16 protein-coding genes are annotated in these 19,170 nt (G+C 71.8%); 3 read left to right on the top strand and 13 right to left on the bottom strand.

Going from position 1 to position 19,170, the window contains the following annotated elements:
• Positions 1–89 precede the first annotated feature (89 nt).
• The 11 genes from JNB62_RS15200 to JNB62_RS15150 all read right to left on the bottom strand — a co-directional run bounded on the left by JNB62_RS15200 (position 90) and on the right by JNB62_RS15150 (position 13,386).
• On the bottom strand, positions 90–1,262 hold the full coding sequence (locus tag JNB62_RS15200) for a thiolase family protein (protein ID WP_220301746.1): 1,173 nt from the start codon (positions 1,260–1,262) through the stop codon (positions 90–92).
• Position 1,263: 1 nt separating this feature from the next.
• Positions 1,264–2,262, bottom strand: a complete 999-nt coding sequence (locus tag JNB62_RS15195; RefSeq protein ID WP_220301745.1) for a LacI family DNA-binding transcriptional regulator — start codon at positions 2,260–2,262, stop codon at positions 1,264–1,266.
• Positions 2,259–3,140, bottom strand: a complete 882-nt coding sequence (locus tag JNB62_RS15190; RefSeq protein ID WP_220301744.1) for a ribokinase — start codon at positions 3,138–3,140, stop codon at positions 2,259–2,261. Before JNB62_RS15190 ends, JNB62_RS15195 begins: the two co-directional genes overlap by 4 nt.
• Entirely contained in the window at positions 3,137–4,006 is an 870-nt protein-coding gene (locus JNB62_RS15185; RefSeq protein ID WP_220301743.1) for a carbohydrate ABC transporter permease, read from the bottom strand. The genes JNB62_RS15190 and JNB62_RS15185 overlap by 4 nt, the downstream gene beginning before the upstream one ends.
• A complete protein-coding gene (locus JNB62_RS15180) occupies positions 4,003–4,992 on the bottom strand; it encodes a carbohydrate ABC transporter permease (RefSeq protein WP_223231182.1) in 990 nt (329 codons plus the stop codon). The genes JNB62_RS15185 and JNB62_RS15180 overlap by 4 nt, the downstream gene beginning before the upstream one ends.
• Positions 4,974–6,296, bottom strand: a complete 1,323-nt coding sequence (locus tag JNB62_RS15175) for an ABC transporter substrate-binding protein (RefSeq protein WP_220301742.1) — start codon at positions 6,294–6,296, stop codon at positions 4,974–4,976. Before JNB62_RS15175 ends, JNB62_RS15180 begins: the two co-directional genes overlap by 19 nt.
• Positions 6,293–7,249, bottom strand: coding sequence for a nucleoside hydrolase (locus JNB62_RS15170; RefSeq protein WP_220301741.1), 957 nt, complete (start codon positions 7,247–7,249; stop codon positions 6,293–6,295). The genes JNB62_RS15175 and JNB62_RS15170 overlap by 4 nt, the downstream gene beginning before the upstream one ends.
• Positions 7,250–7,373: 124 nt before the next feature.
• Positions 7,374–8,381 (bottom strand): NAD(P)-dependent alcohol dehydrogenase, encoded by a 1,008-nt coding sequence (locus JNB62_RS15165; protein ID WP_308291824.1) that lies wholly within the window; start codon positions 8,379–8,381, stop codon positions 7,374–7,376.
• A 166-nt stretch (positions 8,382–8,547) separates the two neighbouring features.
• Positions 8,548–9,459 (bottom strand): serine hydrolase, encoded by a 912-nt coding sequence (locus tag JNB62_RS15160; RefSeq protein WP_220301739.1) that lies wholly within the window; start codon positions 9,457–9,459, stop codon positions 8,548–8,550.
• Between the two features lie 83 nt (positions 9,460–9,542).
• Complete coding sequence (locus JNB62_RS15155) at positions 9,543–11,525, bottom strand: M13 family metallopeptidase (RefSeq protein ID WP_220301738.1); 1,983 nt, start codon at positions 11,523–11,525, stop codon at positions 9,543–9,545.
• Between the two features lie 70 nt (positions 11,526–11,595).
• Positions 11,596–13,386 (bottom strand): lipase family protein, encoded by a 1,791-nt coding sequence (locus tag JNB62_RS15150; RefSeq protein ID WP_220301737.1) that lies wholly within the window; start codon positions 13,384–13,386, stop codon positions 11,596–11,598.
• A 267-nt stretch (positions 13,387–13,653) separates the two neighbouring features.
• On the opposite strand from JNB62_RS15150, the gene JNB62_RS15145 reads away from it, so the two are divergent.
• Positions 13,654–14,979 carry an MATE family efflux transporter gene (locus JNB62_RS15145; protein WP_220301736.1) on the top strand — a complete coding sequence of 442 codons (1,326 nt, stop codon included), beginning with the start codon at positions 13,654–13,656 and terminating at the stop codon, positions 14,977–14,979.
• A gap of 6 nt (positions 14,980–14,985) precedes the next feature.
• Here JNB62_RS15145 and JNB62_RS15140 read toward each other — a convergent pair whose 3' ends face one another.
• Entirely contained in the window at positions 14,986–15,636 is a 651-nt protein-coding gene (locus JNB62_RS15140) for a TrmH family RNA methyltransferase (RefSeq protein ID WP_220301735.1), read from the bottom strand.
• Positions 15,637–15,845: 209 nt separating this feature from the next.
• Here JNB62_RS15140 and JNB62_RS15135 point away from each other — a divergent pair, with 209 nt between their 5' ends.
• Both JNB62_RS15135 and JNB62_RS15130 read left to right on the top strand, forming a co-directional pair.
• Positions 15,846–17,426 carry an Nramp family divalent metal transporter gene (locus tag JNB62_RS15135; protein WP_220301734.1) on the top strand — a complete coding sequence of 527 codons (1,581 nt, stop codon included), beginning with the start codon at positions 15,846–15,848 and terminating at the stop codon, positions 17,424–17,426.
• Between the two features lie 24 nt (positions 17,427–17,450).
• On the top strand, positions 17,451–18,086 hold the full coding sequence (locus tag JNB62_RS15130) for a metal-dependent transcriptional regulator (RefSeq protein ID WP_220301733.1): 636 nt from the start codon (positions 17,451–17,453) through the stop codon (positions 18,084–18,086).
• Between the two features lie 22 nt (positions 18,087–18,108).
• Here the strand turns inward: JNB62_RS15130 and JNB62_RS15125 are convergent, their stop codons facing one another.
• Positions 18,109–18,798 carry a VIT1/CCC1 transporter family protein gene (locus JNB62_RS15125; protein WP_220301732.1) on the bottom strand — a complete coding sequence of 230 codons (690 nt, stop codon included), beginning with the start codon at positions 18,796–18,798 and terminating at the stop codon, positions 18,109–18,111.
• Positions 18,799–19,170: the final 372 nt, after the last annotated feature.

Here is a 19,170-nt window from a genome sequence, read left to right as displayed (position 1 = left end):
GCAGACACGCCGACGGGAACCATCGCGAAGGGTCGATCCCTCGCGATCGTCCTGAATCCTCGACGCCGCGCGATCCTCGGCGGGCCGGCTCAGCGCTCGAGCACGACGGCGAGACCCTGCCCGACGCCGATGCAGATGGCGGCGACCGCGACCCCGCCACCGCGGCGGGCCAGCTCGTGCGCGGCGTGGCCGATGATGCGTCCGCCGGAAGCTCCGAGCGGGTGGCCGATCGCCAGCGCCCCGCCGTGGATGTTCACGCGCTCGGGGTCGAGCTCGGGCCACCCCTGGATGTCGGCGAGCGACTGCGACGCGAACGCCTCGTTCAGCTCGACGAGGTCGACGTCGGCCCACGTACGGCCCGCGCGGGTGAGCGCCTTGTTCGCGGCCTCGATGGGCGCGAGAGGGAACCGGTCCGGATCGACCCCGTGGGCGGCACGCGCCGTGATGCGGGCGAGCGGCTCGCCGGGCAGCGCACCCTCGCGGGCCAGCAGCACGGCGGACGCGCCGTCATTGATCGGCGACGAGTTGCCCGCGGTGACCGTGCCGTCGCCGTCCGCGGCGAACAGAGCCGGCAGCGTCGCGAGCTTCTCGACCGACGTGTCGTCGCGGATGCCCTCGTCGCGCGACAGCTCGGCCCCCGGCACCTGCACGATCTCGCCCTCGTAGACCCCCGACGCCCACGCGGCGGCCGCGAGACGGTGCGAGCGCACCGCGAAGGCATCCTGAGCCTCCCGCGAGATGCCCTGGGCACGGGCGACCTGCTCGGCCACCTCTCCGTTCGAGATCGTCCAGTGCTTGGGCAGCCGCGGGTTGGTCATGCGCCACCCGATCGAGGTGTTCCACAGCGTCTGGTTGCCGACGCTCGGCCACGGCCGCGGCGACTTCTCGACCACGTACGGCGCCCGGCTCATCGACTCGACGCCGCCTGCCAGCACGATGTCGGCGTCGCCCGCCTCGATCGCCCGAGAGCCCTGGATCACCGACTCGACGGACGACGCGCACAGCCGGTTGACGGTGACGCCGGGCACCGTGGTCGGGAAGCCCGCCAGCAGCGCGCCCATGCGGGCGACGTTGCGGTTGTCCTCCCCTGCCTGGTTCGCGTCGCCGAAGATGACGTCGTCGATGCGTGCCGGGTCGAGTCCCGTGCGCTCGACGGTCGCCGCCATGACGACGGCGGCGAGGTCATCGGGACGGATGCCTGACAGTGCCCCGCCCGCGCGACCGAACGGCGTGCGCACGGCGTCGTAGATGAAGGTGGCCATGTCATTCGCCTCCGCAGCCGCACGAGTCCCGTCGCCGCAGAGACGGCCCCAGCACGAGGTGCGCCGTGGGCGTGCCGGATCCGGTGCCGGCCACGACGATCTCGACCGCCTCCGCCGCCAGGCGGTGGACGTCCTGCACCACCGACGTCAGCGGCGGCTCGGTGTAAAGCCCCGCCTCAGAGCCGTCGAGCGACACCACCGCGACGTCTTCGGGCACGCGTGCTCCGGCCTCGCGCAGAGCGCGCAGCGCGCCGATGGCCTGCGCGTCGCTGGCGGTGAAGAGCCCGTCGAAGTCGATCCCCGACGCGGCGATCGCGGCCTGCACCGCGCGGTAGCCGCCCTCGCGTGAGAACGCGCTGCGCCAGACACGCGCGTCGCCCTCGTCGCCCGTCGTCTCACGCCAGCCCTGATCGCGCTCGCGCACCGGCTCGAGCTCGGCCGGGCCCGACAGGAAGCGCAGACGACTCCGGCCGTGATCCTGCAGGTGCCGCACGCCCAGTGCCGCGGCGGCGCGGTTGTCGGTCACCACGCTGGAGTGCGTCGCGCCCACCGCCGCGCGGTCGAGCAGAACGAGCGGGATGCCGGCGGCCTCGATCTCGTGCACGTCGGGGTCGGCGGACGCGCTGATCAGCACGACGCCGTCGACCTGCCGATCCAGGAACGAACGCAGATAGCTCTGCTCGCGCTCGATGTCGTTGGCCGCCGTGCCGATGATCAGCACGTAGCCGCGGCGCTGCGCCTCGTCCTCCATCGCCTGCGCGAGCTCGGCGAAGTGCGGATTCAGGTGGTCGGGCATGAGCATCGCTATCGAGTGCGTCCGCGTGCCCCGCAGCGCCTGGGCGACCTTGTTCGGCCGGTAGCCGAGCTCGGCGATCGCCGCCTCCACGCGCCGCCGCGCATCGGCCGACACGGGACGAGGACCCCCGTTGAGCACATAGCTGACCACCGCCGGCGATACCCCGGCGGCCTCCGCGACGTCGGACCGCCGCACCGAGGTCATCGCGCCTCCGCGGCGCGGGCGCCGGCGAACTGCACGGCACGCGTTCCCGCCGCGACCCCGCTCTCGACGGCCGCCGCGAGGTCGCCGCCGCGCGTCAGCCGCGCCACCATGGCACCCACGAACGCATCGCCGGCGCCGGTCGTGTCGACGACCTCGACTCGTTGCGCATGCGCCCGCCCGCTCTTTCCACGCGCGGCCCAGACGGCGCCGCCCGCGCCCAGTGTAATCACAACCGATCGCGCCACCCGGGCCAGGACCCCGGCGAGATCCGGACCGGCGACGTCGTCGCTGTCGACGCCCAGCGCCAGTGCCGTCTCTTCGGCTTCGAGCTCGTTGACCACGAGCGGGTCCGCCACCGCGATGACGTGGCGCGGCAGGTCGATCGCAGGCGCCAGATTGAGGACGAATCGAAGGGATGCCGCCTCCGCGGCCTCCGCGGCGGCAGCGACCGCCGCGACCGGCGACTCCCCCTGGGTCAGCACGATGCGCGCGCCCGGTGTGGCGGCGATCGCCGTGCGGACCTCGGCCGCGGTGAGCGCGTCGTTCGCCCCTGCCGAGACGATGATCGAGTTCTGCCCGTCGTCGTCGATCATGATGACGGCCGTGCCGGTGGTCGCGCCCGGGTCGGCGCGGATGCGGGTCACGTCGACGCCGGCCTCTTCGAGCTGCCCCACGAGCGCGGCACCGTCGGCGCCGACGACGCCGACCATCGCGCACGTCGCCCCTGCCTCGCGCACCGCGGCGGCCTGGTTCGCGCCCTTGCCACCCGAGCGCCGGGTGAGCGACGACGACAGCACCGTCTCGCCCGCCCACGGCAGCCGCTGCACGCGCAGCCCCAGGTCGTAGTTGACCGATCCCACGACGACGACTTCCGTCACTTCAGGCCTTTCGTCGCCACGGACTGGGTGAAATAGCGCTGCAGCACCAGCAGCAGCACCGCCGGGATCACCGAGATGACCAGTGCCCCGCCGAACATCTGCCCGAAGTTGAAGCTCGTGTCGGAGAACGTGCGCGACAGCGCGATCGCCGCCACCTGGATCTTCTCGTCCGAGACCACGAGCAGCGGCCACAGGTAGGCGCTCCACTGCGCGAGGAAGATCAGCAGCGCGGAGTTGATCACCGGGGTCACGCTGAGCGGCAGGTACACCTGCGTCATGGTGCGGAACTCCGAGGCGCCGTCGACCCGCGACGCCTCGTGCAGCTCGGGCGGGATGCCCAGGAAGAACTGGCGCAGGTTGAAGATGGCCAGGCCGTTGCCGATGCCTGGCAGGATCAAGCCGATGTACGTGTTGTCGAGATGCCACTGCGTGAAGATCTGCGCGAGCGGGATCGCGATCGCCTCGAACGGGATCATGAACCCGACCACCAGCACGGCGAACACGAGCTCCCTGCCCGGGAAGCGGAACACGCTGAGCGCGTACGCAGCCGGGATCGAGATCGCCAGTCCCAGCGCGACGCTCGCGAAGCCCACGATCAGCGAGTTCATCAGCGCCTGCCCGAACCGCAGCGGTCCGAACAGCGACGCGTAGTTGTCGAGGGTCCACACGTCCGGGATCAGCGTGTTCCAGCTCAGCGGGCTGACGCTGCCGATCACGTCGCTGCCCGGTCGCAGCGAGCCGAGCAGCATCCACACCGCCGGCAACACGAACAGTAGGCCGACGAGCGCGGCGAGCAGCCCCAGCAGCCAGCGCTGCGCGATGACGCGACCCCGCAGCGATCTTCTCCCGGTGGTCAGGGCGGTCATCGGGCGTCCTCCTTCAGCAGGCGGAACTGCACGAACACGATGATGAGCATGACGACGGTCAGGATGACCGTGGCCGTCGCGCCCTGGTTCGGCTGCGAGTACGTGTAGGTGCGCCGGTAGGCGTCGAACATGAGCATCGTGGTGGAGTTCTGCGGCCCGCCGCCGGTGAGCATCTGCATCGGCACGAACAGCACGAAGTTCGCGACCGTGTCGGCGACCAGCACGAACAGCAGCGGGCGCTTGAGCATCGGCAGCGTGACCGACCAGAAGCTGCGCCACGCACCCGCGCCGTCGAGGGATGCCGCCTCATAGAGCTCGTCGGGGATCTCGTTGATCCCCGCGATGAGGAAGATCATCCAGTACCCGATCCCCACCCACGACGCGACGAGCATGATGCTCGCGAGCGCCTGCGTCGGCGAGGACAGGAACGGCTGGGCCGGCAGGCCGACCGCCTGCAGGATCCCGTTGATGGGCCCGTCGGCACGCAGCGCGACGCCCCACGCGATCGACGAGCCCACCAGCGGGATCGTGCACGGGATGAAGACCGCCATGCGCCACAGCCCGCGCGCCGGCACGCGCCGCGTCAGCAGCACCGCGATCACGAGTGCGAGCGCGATCTGCAGCGGGTTGATGATGAGGTTGAACAGGAGGGTGCGCCCGAGGGTCGCCTGGAACAGCGGGTCCGACAGGAGCTCGATGTAGTTCTGGAATCCGGCGAAGCGCTCCTCGGCGAGCAGTCCGACGCCCTCGCGCACGTGCAGCGTCGAGATGACGGCGCCGATGAACGGGATGATGCGGATCAGCAGGATGGTCACCACCGCCGGAGCCAGGAACGCCGCGACCATCAGCCACAGGCGCCCGCTCCGGCGGCGTCGGGCCCGGGCAGGCCGCACGTCGCGCGCGGCGCCCGACGGGGCATCGGGGCGGACCGGGGCGGGGACCGCCTGCGCCGTCCCCGCCCCCTCGATCACTTGTACTGCTTCCATGCGCCGTTCAGCTCGGTCTCTGCCGCGGCCAGTGCCGTCGCCGGATCGGCGCCGTTCGCGATGTCCGAGAACGCACGGCCGATGATCTCTTCGAACTCGATGTAGCCGACGGTCGACGCGCGGGCGACCGCCGTCGTCGTGGACTCCTCGTTCACGACCTCGGCCGACTGCTTGCCGCCCTCGGACGAGGTGAACGCGGGACCCGACAGATACGACTCGAGGCCCTTGATGTTCGCGGGCAGCTCCGCGAAGTCGCGGTACTCGCCGTAGCCGCCCTGCCCGTCGATCGCCATCCAGTCGATGAAGATCGCCGCCGCCTCCTTGTTCTTCGAGAACGGGTTGATGCCGAGCGACCACGAGCCCGTCGGCGTCGCGGGATCGCCGCCCTCCCACACGGGGTTCAGCGCCGCGCCCCACGCGAAGGTCGCGTCCTGCATCTTCGGGACCATCCAGTTGCCCTCGACGAAGAACGCGGTCTTGCCCGCGAGGAACGTGGCGTCCGTCTGCTCGGGCGTGATCCCCTTCGGCGAGACGCCGTCGCTGAACAGCGAGCCGTAGTACGTCATCGCATCGACCCAGCCCTCGTTGGTGATGTCGGGCGTGAGCATGTCGTCGCCGGTCACGCCGACCCCGCCGCCCGCCGAGACGGGAAGCGGCTCCAGCTGGTAGTAGCGATCGGGCTGACCGACCATGAGCCCGATGTCGGCGCCGCCGGAGGCCTGCGCCTGCGCCGCGAGCTCCTTGAGCTGCTGCCAGGTCACCCGCTCACCGGTGGAGCCGGGCGGAGTGATGCCGGCGGCATCCAGGATGTCCTTGTTGTAGAACAGCACCTGCGTCGAGTTGGCGATCGGCACCGACCACAGCTTGCCGTCGTACGAGCTGGACTCGACCGTGGCCGGCACGAGGCCGTCGAGCCGGTCCGAGAACTGGTCGGTGAGGTCTTCGAGGTAGCCACGCGCCGACAGGGCCGGCACTCGCGGCTGGTCGACCCAGAACACGTCGGGGTCGCCGCTCTTGGACGTGATGCGGGTGTCGAGCACGCTGTTGAGGTCGTCGAACGGCACGTACTGGTAGTTGACGTCGATGGTCGGGTGCGCCTTCTCGAACGCGTCGATCACCTCGGCCATGTTGTCGGCGACGGGGTCGATGATCCCGACGACGTTGATCTCGGCGGTCGGGTCCTCGTCGGGGATGCTCCAGTCGTCCGAGGGCTCGGCCGACGAGGAGTTCGCGGCGCAGCCGGTCAGCAGCACCGCTGCGACGGCGCCGAGCGCGATGGTCTTGCCGATGACGGCACGGTTCATGCGATGGCCTCCAGTTTCTTCAGGAAGTGGTTGTTGAACCCGGCGACGTCGACGGCGACGGCGACCGAGGCATTGGGACGGGCGGGACGCGGCGTCCCGTCGGGGCCGCTGCCGGCGCAGCGGAAGTCGCAGACCATCACGCCGCGCGTGAGGTCGGCCTGGCTGACGGCGACGTGCGCGTCGCGCCACGTGAGGAGGTCGGGGCGGGTGACCGCGGCGACGGCGAGCGGGTCGTGCATGGCACACGACGTGACGCCCGGGTCGTCGATCTCGGCGAGGTGGTCGATCCAGGCGGCCGTGTACTCCCCCGCGAAGGCCGTGAACTGCCGGTCGCTCGCGGCCATCTCGAGCGCCTGCGCGCGCTCCACGCGCACCTGCAGGGTGACGTCGAGCCCCACCCACTTGGCGGCGATGCCGGAGTCCAGCACGATCGCCGCAGCCTCCGGGTCGCACCAGATGTTGAACTCGCCCGGCATGGCGGCGTTGTTGGTCTGACCCTCGAACACTCCGCCCATGATCACGAGCGACTTGAGCGCCGCGGCGAAACCCGGGTCGAGCCGCATCGCGAGCGCGACGTTGGTGAGCGGACCCACGGCGACGAGCGTGATCTCGCCCGGGTTCGCGCGCACGATGTCGACCATCGCCTGGGCGGCGACGCCTTCGCGCGGCTCGCGCACGGGCACGTCGGCGGGGAGCGATCCCTGCCGCGCCTGCGGCCGGACGAGCGGACGGGTCGCACCCCGCACCACGGGCACGTCGGGTCGCCCGAGCCGGTGGAGCAGCTCGAGCGTGAGCGCGGTCGCAGTGTCGGCATCGGTGTTGCCGTTCACCGTCGTGACGAGCTCGAGCGCGATGCCCGGGTCGGCCAGCGCCAGCGCCAGCGCGAATCCGTCGTCGATGTCGCTGCCGGGAGCACCCATCGCCAGGTCTACATCCAGTACCACTCGTTCCACTGCGAACACTCCTCCTCGTTGAGTACGGCGCCAGTCAACACGAGTTGAACGCCGGTTGCAAGAGTCGGTTCAACACGAGTTGATCACAATCAGGACACGACACCCGGGCCGCGCGGGAGCGCGATCAGCGCTGCGGGTGGATGACGGCCTTCATCGAGTTCGGCTCGGTCCTGGCCAGCAGCAGCGCGTCGGCGGTGCCGTCGAGCGGGAAGTGATGGGTGACGATGGATGCCGCATCCACTCGTCCCGACGCGACCAGCGCCATCGCCGTCGGCCACGTGTGGGCGTAGCGGTTCACGAGAGACACCGAGAGCTCCCGGACGTTCAGCCGCGAGAGCGGCAGCTCGACGGCCTGCTTGGGCATGCCCACCATCGCCGCCCGTCCGCCGTTGCGCAGCCGCCACAGCCCGTCGGCGAGCGCCGTCGGGGCCCCGGAGCACTCCAGCAGCACGTCGAACTCCGGCTCGTGGCTGCCGCCGCCCGCCTGCTCGACCTCGAAGCCGAGCGATGCGGCGAGCTCGAGCCGATAGGGCGAGACGTCGGCCACGCGCACGCTCGATGCGCCGAAGGCGCGCGCCACCTGCGCGGCGAGCACTCCGACGGGTCCGGCTCCGGTCACCAGCACGCTGTCGCCAGGCCGCATGCCCGCCCGGCGGCACGCCCAGATGCCGACCGAGAGCGGCTCGAGCATCGCACCCTCGTCGAAGCTCATGCCCTCGGGCATCGGGAAGAGGTTGCGCTCGTCGATCGCCATGAACTGCGTCAGCGCGCCGTCGTGCGGAGGCGTGGCGAGGAACACCAGCTCCGCGCACAGGTGGTAGTCGCCCGCGAGGCAGTCCTCGCAGTCGCGGCACGGGGTGCCGGGCTCGATCGCGACACGGTCGCCGACCGCGACCTGCGTGACGTCGGCGCCGATCTCGACCACGGTGCCCGCGACCTCGTGCCCGAGGACGATCGGACCGTCGACGACCCAGTCGCCGATGTAGCCGGCGGTGAAGTACGTCGTGTCGGAGCCGCACACGCCCACGGATTCGACGCGCACCAGCGCCTGGCGCGCGGCGAGCGCGGGAACCGGCCGATCCTCGATCTCGATCCTCGAAAGCTCCGGCATCACGGCGGTGCGGTTGGACACGGCTGACTCCTCTTCGCGTCGGGTGGTGGGCGGCTGCGGTGCCGCACGTCCTCCCGTGTCTACACGAGTTGCGCGCCGCAGGGAAGCCCGAGACGGCATGGCGGCCGGAGCACCGCGGCCGCCGGCATCCACTCGCCGCCGCGCGCGCCCGTTCCGTGCCCGACCGTCAGAACACGTACTCCATGAGGTCGGTCCCGAGGATCCGGAACGCCTCGTGCGCTCGCAGGCGGTGCGAGATCGACAGGTCGTCGAAGCACACGATGAGCGCGTACGAGACGCCGGCGCGCGGACCGGCCAGAACGCCGGCTTCGACGCGGATGCCGGCATCCCGGCCGGTCTTGTTGATGAAGAGCAGTCCGTGCTCGTCGTTCTCGTGCGAGAACGGGTCGAGGCCGGTCGCCGACGCGACGAGCGACAGGTCGTGGTTGAGACTCAGCCACTCGGCGACCTGCGCGCTCACGCCGGGCGAGACGACCTGCGAGTTGACGAGCGCCGCGAACACCTCGGCGAGCTCCCGCGCCGATCCCAGCGCGAAGTGCGGGGCGTCGTCGGGACCGCGCTCGTTGCGGAAGCGGTCGAGCAGGGCCGAGCGCGACAGCCCCAGCTGCTCGATGCGCGCGCGCACCGCCGGCAGGCCGACGCGCGCCAGGAGCGCGTTGGCGGCCATCGCGTCGCCGGTCGACGCGGTGAGCACCGCGAGGTCGACGAGCGGCAGTGCGGGCGCCTTGAGGTGCTGCCACACTCCCCCGACGCCCACCGCCTCGTAGTGCGCGCGGTCGATGATCTCGAGCGGCTCGAGGCGCCCCGACTCGAACGCCGCCGCCACCTCGATCAGCAGGGGCACCACGCCCAGGCCGGCGACCGGCAGCGTCACGAAGTCGTCGCCCGAGAGCACCGACGTGCCGCGATCGAGGTCGGTGATGCGCACAGAGATCTTCGCGCCGGACGCCGCGAGGTCGTCGAGCGCCTTCAGCGTCGACGCGAACGAACGACGGCCGACGGCTGCGCGCTTCGGCAGTCGTTTTCCGGAGCTCCGTCGCGCCCCCCGCAGCGACTCGGCATCCTTTCGGGGCTCCATGCCCACGGAGCGTCCTTCCCCAGTTCTCGGTGTGGTGAGGCGGCGCCGGGTCCAGCGCGACGCCGCGGGTGGGGGGTCAGCGGTCACCAGATGGTGACGCGCTGATCCTCGTCGAGCCAGAGCGCATCGGACTCGGTGACACCGAACGCGTCGTAGAACGCGTCGATGTTGCGGACGATCTGGTTGCACCGGAACTCGTTGGGCGAGTGCGGATCGATCGTCAGCAGACGGATGGTCTCGGCGTCGCGGCCCTTCTGCTGCCAGATCTGCCCCCAGCTGAGGAGCAGACGCTGGATGCCGGTGTAGCCGTCGAGCTCGGGGGCCGGTATGGGCTGCCCCTCGTCATCGGTGCCGAGCGACAGGGCGTACGCCCGGATCGCGATGCCCAGGCCGCCCAGATCGCCGATGTTCTCGCCGATCGTGAGGGCGCCGTTGACGTGGTGCTCGTCGGCGAGGCCCTCAGGGACCAGGGTGTCGTACTGCGCGATGAGGCTCTTGGTGCGCTCCTCGAACGCCGCCCGGTCGTCGTCGGTCCACCAGTCGCGCAGTGAGCCGTCGCCGTCGTAGCGGCTGCCCTGGTCGTCGAAGCCGTGGCCGATCTCGTGGCCGATGACCGCGCCGATGCCCCCGTAGTTGGCGGCGGCGTCGCGGTCGGCGTCGAAGAACGGGTACTGCAGGATCGCGGCCGGGAACACGATCTCGTTCATGAGCGGGTTGTAGTACGCGTTGACGGTCTGCGGCGTCATGTACCACTCGTCGCGGTCGATGGGCTGGCCGATCTTGTCAAGCTGACGGTCGTGCTCCCACACGTGGGCGCGGCGCACGTTGCCGACGAGGTCCTCGGCGTCGATCTCGAGCGACGAGTAGTCCTTCCACTTCACCGGGTAGCCGATCTTCGGCGTGAAGGCATCCAGCTTGGCCAACGCGCGCTCGCGCGTCTCGGGAGTCATCCACTCCAGCTCCGAGATGCTCTGGCGGTACGCCTCGATGAGGTTGCCGACCAGCTCGTCCATCGCCACCTTCGCCGCGGGCGGGAAGTGGCGCTCGACGTAGACGCGGCCGATCGCCTCGCCCATCGCGGCCTCGGCGAGGCTCACGCCGCGCTTCCAGCGTTCGCGGTTGACCGGGACTCCGGTCAGCTGCGTGCCGTAGAACCCGAAGTTCTCGGCCACGAACTCGTCCGAGAGGAACGGCGCCGCCGAGTGCACGACGGCGAAGCGCAGCCACGCCTTCCAGTCCTCGAGGCGGTCCTGGACCAGCAGCGTGCCGAGGCCCTCGAAGAAGCTCGGCTGGTAGACCGTGATCTCGGCGAACGCGTCCGCGTGGCCGGGCGCCGCGCCATCGCGCCACGGCGTGAGGTCGACGCCCATGAGCGCCTGCACCTCGTCCCACGTCTTCAGGTTGTAGGTCTTGACGGCGTCGCGGCTCGCGACGTTGTCCCAGTGGTGGGTGGCCAGCTCGGTCTCGAGCGCCACGATGCGGTCGGCGGACGCCTCGGCCTCGGGCACGCCGGCGAGCTCCAGGATGCGGTGCACGTGCGTGCGGAACGCGATGCGCGTCTCCTGGAAGTTCTCGAGCCGGTAGTAGCTCTCGTCCGGGAGCGACAGTCCGCCCTGCAGGAAGAAGGGGACGTACCGCTGCGGGTTGCCCGGGTCGGGCTCGATGTACAGGTGGATCAGCGCCGCCACGCCCTCGCGCTCGAACTCGCCGATCGTGCGCAGGAACCCGGGGATGTCGTCGACGGCCTCGACGCGCGCGAGGGTGTCGGCCAGCGGCGCCGCGCCCTGCGCCTCGATGCGCTCGGTGTCCATGAAGCTCGTGTAGAGGTCGCCGATCTTGCGCGCCTCGGTGCCGGGCTCGGCCTGCTGAGACTCCTCGACGATCGCGTGCACATCCTTCTCGGCCTGCTCCGCGATCAGATGGAAGGCCCCCCATCGCGCCTTGTCTTCGGGGATCTCGGTCCGTTCGATCCACGAGCCGTTGACGTGACGGAACAGGTCATCCTGAGGGCGGATCTCGGCGCTCAGCTCCTCGAGCGCGAGACCGGAGCGAGGGGCGTCGGTCATGCGTTCCAGGTTAGCCGCACGACCGAGGACGGGAAGCCGCGCACCCACACCGTAGCGGGGTCGTTACCGGTCATTCCTCCCGGCGCGTGCATCCCGCCTCGGCCGGCACGTCTGCGAAGCGATCCTCGGTCCACTGCAGCAGCTCGGGGATGAGCGGCGAGTCGGGCTGCACGAGCTCGACGTGTCCGCGCCCCGCGTACAGGCGGTAGTCCACCTGGCGCCCGTCGGCGCACAGACCGTCGACATAGGCGTCCTGCGCCGACGGCACGATGAGCGGGTCGGCCAGCCCCTGGCCCAGCAGGAGCGGCGCATCGCCGGTGGCCGGCGGAACGTTCTCGCGCATGCGCTCGCCCATCGGCCCGGTCGTCGGGTCGGCCGCGAAGATGTCGGGATCGGCGGTCATGCCGAGCAGCGTCAGCAGCGATGCGCCCATCGCCGGCTCGGCGAGGCACCGCGTCGCAAGCTCGCGCACCGTGACCTCGGCGCCCGGGCGCACATACTGCCGGTAGGTCACGTCGGGGTACACGCCCGAGTACCCCGCGATGACGTACGACGCGAACACGCTGCCGCCCGTGATCTCGTCGAGACTCCCCACGAATGCGGGGAGCTGGGATGCCGGCGCCAGCGCCGCCACGCCCGACAACGGCACATCGGGGGCGTAGTCCGCGCCGACGGCGCCGACCCACAGCGCGGCCCCGCCGCCCTGGGAGTGACCCCATGCCACGGTCTGCGGCCCGAGGTCTGCGGACTCGAGCTCACGGGCGGCCCGCACGGCGTCGAGCGACGCGCGCGCACTCGGCTCGCCGACCAGATAGGGGTGCGGTCCGGCCGTGCCGAGCCCGATGTAGTCCGTGGCCACGAGCGCCCATCCGCGGTCCACGATCTGGGGCAGCAGGAACAATGCCCCCGACTCGAACGGCTCAGCGAGCAGCGACGGCGCGCACTGCTGCGCGAACCCGGTCGTTCCGTGCGACCACTCGATGACCGGCCAGGCGCCGTCGCCGCTCTTCGGCACGACGACCAGCCCGCTCGCGACCGCCGGCGTCCCGTCGCCGTTCGTGGTGGTGTAGAGGATGCGCCACGCCTCGGCATCCTCCGGCACACCGCGGGTGAACGGCTCGGACCGGATCAGGGCGCCCGGCTCGGACGGCACCGTGCGGGGCGCGGCGTAGAACTCGTCGACGACGGGGGACCCGCCGCGCAGCGACACGCTCACGGCCCCTGCGCCGACCGCGACGACGAGGGCCGCCACGGCGGCGATCGTCCGGGTCCAGCGGCTCAGCCCCGAGGGCGCGGCGGGCTCGGCGTCCAGGCGCGGGGGCCGGATCGCGTGCCAGAGCTCGAGCAGCCCCACGATGACCAGACGGGCGCCGAACACGACGGCGACGACGAGCCCCGTGATGTCGGGCCAGAGCACGGCCAGCACGCCGAACACGACCTCGGCCGCACCCAGGACCCCCGCTGCGATGCGCGCGTCGAGGCTCTGCCGCACGCGGAACGCCTCCACGATCCGGCCGGCGCCGCCCACCATGAGCCCGATGCCCACGACGAGCACCAGCACGCGCACCGTGAGCCCCGGCCAGGCCAGCACGAAGAGGCCGGCGAGGATCCACAGCGCACTGAGCGCCCAGCGCCACCACGCGCGTGCCGCGCCGTCGCGGGTGACGAGCTCGAGGATGCCGTTCACCACGAGCCCCGCGCCGATCAGCAGCGCCAGCACGCCCAGCGACGTCGTGGGGCGCACGAGGATCACCGCGCCCAGCGCGACCGTCAGCACGCCGATCGTCCCGTGCACCCACCGCGGGCGCCGGGCATACCAGTCGCCGATCGCGCTCCGTCGCGCCTCGCGTGTCTTCGCCACCGCCGCTCCTCTCGCTCCCCCGACCGTAGCGGCGTCGGCACTCGCGGCATGCGCGCCCCGCGGCCGGCGCCCTCCCGGTTCCTCAGCTGAGGCGCTGGGCTGGGCCGAGGAGGGAACGCCGCACCCCGCTCCGCACCTGGGCCCCGGCCCTCAATTGAGGACCCGGCCACGACCGCGGCGCCCGGCCGCGACCGCGGCGCCAGCCACGCCGCTGCGCCCCGCCCCGCCCGCGGCGCCGGCGTCGGCGGCCCGCTCTAGGCTCGTGGGGTGACGAGCGCCCGCGACACCCTGAACCGCGACATCCTGCGGCTCGCCGTTCCGGCACTCGGATCGCTCATCGCCGAGCCGCTGTTCCTCATCGTCGACTCGGCGCTGGTGGGCCACCTGGGCGTCGTGCCGCTGGCAGGGCTCGGCATCGCCTCGGCCGTCCTGCAGACGATCGTGGGGCTCATGGTGTTCCTCGCGTACTCGACGACGCCGGCCGTCGCCCGCCGGTTCGGCGCGGGCGATCCGTCCCGCGCGGTGTCGGTGGGCATCGACGGCATGTGGCTCGCGCTGGGCCTCGGGGCGGTGCTCGCCGTGGTCGGCTATCTCGCGACGCCGTTCCTGGTGGCGCTGTTCGGCGCACCGGCGGCGGTCGCCGAGCAGGCCGAGATCTACCTCGGCATCTCGATGTGGGGCCTGCCGGCGATGCTCGTCGTGTTCGCCGCCACGGGCCTGCTGCGCGGCCTGCAAGACACGGTGACCCCGCTGTGGATCGCGGGGCTGGGCTTCGGCGCCAACGCGCTGCTCAACTGGCTGTTCATCTACGGCTTCGGATGGGGCATCGCCGGCTCGGCCTTCGGCACGGTCGTGGCGCAGTGGGGCATGGTCGCTGCGTACGTGGTGGTCGTGGGGCGGCTCGCACGCCGGCATGAGGCATCCGTCCGCCCGCAGCGCGACGGCGTGCGCGGGTCGGCGAGATCGGGCGGGTGGCTGTTCGTGCGCACGGTCTCGCTGCGCGTGGCGCTGCTCGCGACGGTGGCGGTCGCGACCGGTCTCGGCACCGACGAGCTCGCCGGCTGGCAGGTCGCCTTCACGATCTTCTCGACCGCGGCGTTCGCCCTCGACGCGCTCGCGATCGCCGCGCAGGCGCTCGTGGGCAAGGGGCTCGGCGCCGAGGACCCGCACACGGTGCGCCGCGTGCTCGGACGCACCGTCGCGTGGGGTGCGTGGTTCGGCATCGTCACCGGCGTGATCATCGGGGTGCTGTCGGGCGTCATCGGGCTGCTGTTCACGGGGGATGCCGCGATCGCCGCCCTCGTGCAGCCCGCGCTCATCGTGCTCGCCGTCGCGCAGCCGGTGTGCGGCGTCGTGTTCGTGCTCGACGGCGTGCTGATCGGCGCCGGAGACGCCCGCTACCTCGCGATCGTCGGCGTGCTGAACCTCGTGCCGTTCGTGCCCGCGCTCGTGCTGATCGCGGTGCTGCATCCGACCGGCGCTGCCGGGCTCGCCTGGCTGGCCGCCGCGTTCTTCGGCGTCTACATGCTGGCGCGGCTGCTCACGCTCGGCTGGCGCGTGCGCGGCCCCGCCTGGATGACCGCCGGCGCCTGACGCTGCTCACGCCCAGCGGCGGCACCACTCGTACATCACCACGGCGGCGGCGGCACTCGCGTTGATCGAGCGCGTCGAGCCGTACTGCTCGATCTCGACGGTGGCGGATGCCGCGGCCAGCGCCTCGGGCGAGAGCCCGGGGCCCTCCTGCCCGAACAGCAGCACGCAGGCCTCGGGCAGGTCGGCGGCGGGCAGCGCGACCGAGCCGTCGACGTTGTCGATCGCGATGACCGGCAGGGATGCCGCAGCCGCCCACTGCGCGAACGCCTCGACCGTCTCGTGGTGACGCACATGCTGGTAGCGGTCGGTGACCATGGCGCCGCGGCGGTTCCAGCGGCGCTTGCCGATGATGTGGACCTCGGCGGCGAGGAACGCGTTGGCGCTGCGCACGATCGAGCCGATGTTCATGTCGTGCTGCCAGTTCTCGATCGCGACGTGGAAGCTGTGACGCCGCTCGTCCAGGTCGGCGACGATGGCGTCCATCGTCCAGTACCGGTAGCGGTCGACGACGTTGCGCCGGTCGCCGTCCGCGAGCAGCTCCCGGTCGTAGCGAGGATCGTCCGGCCACTCCTCCGGCCCGCCCGGCCACGGCCCCACCCCGACCGGCAGCGTCGGCTCCGCGGGTTCGGCGTGCGGTGCGGGGTCGGGGGAGGTCACCGGCCCAGGCTATCCGCCGGCGCCGAGCCGCCGGCATCCATCACCGCCGCCGACCCGCGCAGAATCGGATCCGATCCTGCGGACGCGTCCGCCGACACGCCGCTCCGCGGCGCCTCGACCCGGCGTGGCGGTCCGGCGGTCCGCGCGTGCGGATCCGATCTTGCACGCCGAGCCTTTTCGGTGAACCGAAAAGAGGGTAGGTTTTCGGTATGCCGAAAACAGATACGGTTCGGGATGCCGCCACCGCCGCGCGCCGTCCCCCGAGCGTGCCGCGCGCGGCGTGGCTGATCGGGCCCGCACTCGTCGCGGGCGTCGCGTATCTCGACCCCGGCAACGTCGCCAGCAACATGACGGCCGGCGCACGCTACGGCTACCTGCTGGTGTGGGTCGTCGTGCTCGGCAACGTCATGGCGTGGCTCATCCAGTACCTGTCGGCGAAGCTCGGGATCGTGACGGGCCGGAGCCTGCCCGAGACGCTGGGCGCCCGCATCCGCAATCCGTGGGCACGTCGGACGTACTGGCTGCAGGCGGAGCTCGTCGCGATGGCGACCGACATCGCCGAGGTCATCGGCGGTGCCGTCGCGCTCAACCTGCTGTTCGGCGTGCCGCTGGTGTGGGGCGGCGCCATCACCGGCGCCGTGTCGATCGCGCTGCTGCTGATCCAGTCGCGCCGCGGCCCGCGCACGTTCGAGTTCGTCGTCATCGGACTGCTCGCGATCATCGCGCTCGGCTTCTCGTTCGGCGTGATCGTCGCACCGCCGGATGCCGCGGGCGTGGTCAGCGGGCTCGTGCCGCGCTTCGAGGGCACCGACTCCGTGCTGCTGGCGGCCTCGATCCTCGGCGCGACGATCATGCCGCACGCGATCTACGCCCACAGCGCGCTGGCGCGTGACCGCTTCGCGCCCGCGAAAAACGTCGACCGTGCACCACGCTTCGTCTCGCTCGTTCCTCGCTCGCTCAGCGACCGGGACGAGGACCGCACGGACGGCGTCCCGCACACCCTCAGCGACCGGGATGAGGGCGGCACGGACGGCGCACGCAATCACCCGCGCAGCGACCGGGATGAGGACCGCACGGACGGCGTCCCGCACACCCTCAGCGACCGGGATGAGGGCGGCACGGACGGCGCACGCACTCACCCGCGCAGCGACCGGGGCGAGGGCCGCACGGACGTCGGCCCGCACCCGCTCAGCGACCGCAGCACGGCAGACCCGACGCTCGACGAGCTGCGCGGCATCCCCACCCGCCGCCTGCTGCGCGCGACCAAGTGGGACGTCACGGTCGCGATGCTGATCGCGGGGACCGTGAACCTGTGCATCCTGCTGCTGGCCGCGGCGAACCTCGCCGGCGTGCCGGGCACCGACTCGCTCGAAGGCGCCTACGCCGCGCTGTATGCCGGGCTCGGACCGCTGGTCGCGACGCTGTTCGCCGTCGGCCTGCTCGCCAGCGGCCTCGCCAGCACGTCCGTCGGCGCGTACGCGGGCGCCGAGATCATGCACGGCCTGCTGCATCTGCGCGTCCCCCTGCTGGCGCGGCGGCTGGTCACGCTGATTCCCGCGCTCGTGATCCTTGCCCTCGGGTTCGACCCGACCCTCGCGCTGGTGCTGAGCCAGGTGGTGCTGTCGTTCGGCATCCCCTTCGCGCTCGTGCCGCTCGTCGCCCTGACGGCGAACCGTGACGTGCTGGGCGGGTTCCGCAACCGCGTGTGGACGACGATCGCAGGGATGGCGGCATCCGTCTTCCTCATCGCGCTCAACGCGGTGCTGCTGTTCCTCGTGCTCACCGGCTGAGGGCCCCCGGGTAGCCTGGTGGCCGTGCCCTCACCCGCGGTCGATGACTACCTGAAGACGATCTACCACCACACCGAGTGGCAGGACGAGCGCATCACGCCGTCGCAGCTGGCCGCCGAGCTGGGGCTCGCGCCGTCGAGCGTGACCGAGATGGTGCAGAAGCTCGCGGCGCAGGGGCTCGTGACGCATCGCCCGTACGGTCCGGTGTCGCTGAGCGAAGAGGGCGAGCACCGTGCCGCGGCGATCATCCGCCGCCACCGGCTCATCGAGACGTGGCTGGTGCGCGAGTTCGGCTACTCATGGGACGAGGTGCACGACGAGGCCGAGGTCCTCGAGCACTCGATCAGCGACCGCCTGCTCGAGGGCATCGACGAGCGCCTCGGGCGCCCTCGGTTCGATCCGCACGGCGATGCGATCCCGGATGCCGCCGGCCACGTCCACCGCGAGCCCTTCATCCTGCTCGGCCAGGCGCCGGCGGGCCATGTCGGCCGGGTGCTGCGCGTGAGCGATCGCGACCCCGACCTGCTGCGCGCCGTGGAGGCGTCCGGCGTGGCCGTCGGGACGACCGTGACGGTGATGGATGCCGCCGGCCTCCGCATCGGTGAGACGCCGGTCACCCTCCCCGCTGCCGCCGCCGACGCGGTGTGGCTGAGCGCCTGACGCCTCCGGGCACGGCCCGGCCTCAGAAGAACAGCACGCCCGCGAGGTAGCTGACGCCCATCGTGCCGAGGCCGACGGCGAGGCTCCGGATCAGCATGCGCACGGCCGACAGTCTGCCGACGCCCGCCGCGACGAGGGACGTGAGCGCGAGCGACACCACGACCGCGACGATGATGGCCCAGGTCTCGATCGCCACGGGCGCGAGGAACGTGATGAGCACCGGGATGGCCGCGCCGATCATGAACGCCACGGCCGTCTCCAGTCCCGCCCACCAGGGCGCCGTGGGATGGGTGATCTCTTCGATGCCGTGCTCGGCGTCCAGCTGCGCCGACAGCGCATCGCGCGCCATGAGCTGCTGCGCCACCTCGTGCGCGAGGTCGGCCGTGAGCCCGCGGGACTCCCAGTACGCGGCCAGCTCGGCCAGTTCGCCGGCGGGGTCGCGCTCGATCTCGGCCTGCTCCTCGGCGGCGAGCTCCAGCTCGGCCTCGCGTTCGGCGGCCACCTCGGCCCACTTCGCGCCGCCGGCGCTGAGACCGCCCGCGAGCATCGCCGCGATGGACGTGAACAGCAGCAGACGGTCGCCCGCACCGGCCCCCGCGAAGCCCTGCAGCAGACCGGCCGTCGCGATGATGCCGTCGTTCGCGTCGATGGCCCACGACGTCTCGCGCACGCGCACGAGGAACCGCGACCACAGCGACGCTTCCTCGGTCATGCGACCTCCTGCGGTCAGTCTGGCAGTCGCACCGGCCGCCGGCATCCACACCCCCACGACACCGAATCGGATCCGCATCCACGGACCCGCCGATCGACACGCCGACGCCGACGCCGACGCCGTCCCCCGGCGTGTTGCGCCGTCCGTCCGTACGTGCGGATCCGATTCTGCGAGAAGTGGATGCCGCGAACCGGCCGAGCCCGAAGACCGCGGCGCCGGGAGGCCCCGCGACCACGGCACCGGGACGCCCCGCGACCACGGCACCGGGAGGCCCCGGTCGCGCGTGGAGCCAGCCACATTCGTACACGCGGATCCGCTTACGCGGACCAGCCAGGCGACACGCCGACGCCGACGCCGTTCCCCCGGCGTGTT

It is taken from the genome of Microbacterium jejuense (assembly GCF_019511665.1).
GTDB lineage: Bacteria > Actinomycetota > Actinomycetes > Actinomycetales > Microbacteriaceae > Microbacterium > Microbacterium jejuense_A.
This window is presented reverse-complemented; position numbering and strand designations above follow the sequence as displayed.

What these genes read in the sequence shown, in the direction of transcription:
- JNB62_RS15200 (WP_220301746.1), bottom strand. Translation starts at nt 1,262, where the DNA reads ATGGCCACCTTCATCTACGACGCCGTGCGCACGCCGTTCGGTCGCGCG.
- JNB62_RS15195 (WP_220301745.1), bottom strand. Translation starts at nt 2,262, where the DNA reads ATGACCTCGGTGCGGCGGTCCGACGTCGCGGAGGCCGCCGGGGTATCG.
- JNB62_RS15185 (WP_220301743.1), bottom strand. Translation starts at nt 4,006, where the DNA reads ATGACCGCCCTGACCACCGGGAGAAGATCGCTGCGGGGTCGCGTCATC.
- JNB62_RS15180 (WP_223231182.1), bottom strand. Translation starts at nt 4,992, where the DNA reads ATGGAAGCAGTACAAGTGATCGAGGGGGCGGGGACGGCGCAGGCGGTC.
- JNB62_RS15175 (WP_220301742.1), bottom strand. Translation starts at nt 6,296, where the DNA reads ATGAACCGTGCCGTCATCGGCAAGACCATCGCGCTCGGCGCCGTCGCA.
- JNB62_RS15160 (WP_220301739.1), bottom strand. Translation starts at nt 9,459, where the DNA reads ATGGAGCCCCGAAAGGATGCCGAGTCGCTGCGGGGGGCGCGACGGAGC.
- JNB62_RS15155 (WP_220301738.1), bottom strand. Translation starts at nt 11,525, where the DNA reads ATGACCGACGCCCCTCGCTCCGGTCTCGCGCTCGAGGAGCTGAGCGCC.
- JNB62_RS15135 (WP_220301734.1), top strand. Translation starts at nt 15,846, where the DNA reads ATGCCGAAAACAGATACGGTTCGGGATGCCGCCACCGCCGCGCGCCGT.
- JNB62_RS15125 (WP_220301732.1), bottom strand. Translation starts at nt 18,798, where the DNA reads ATGACCGAGGAAGCGTCGCTGTGGTCGCGGTTCCTCGTGCGCGTGCGC.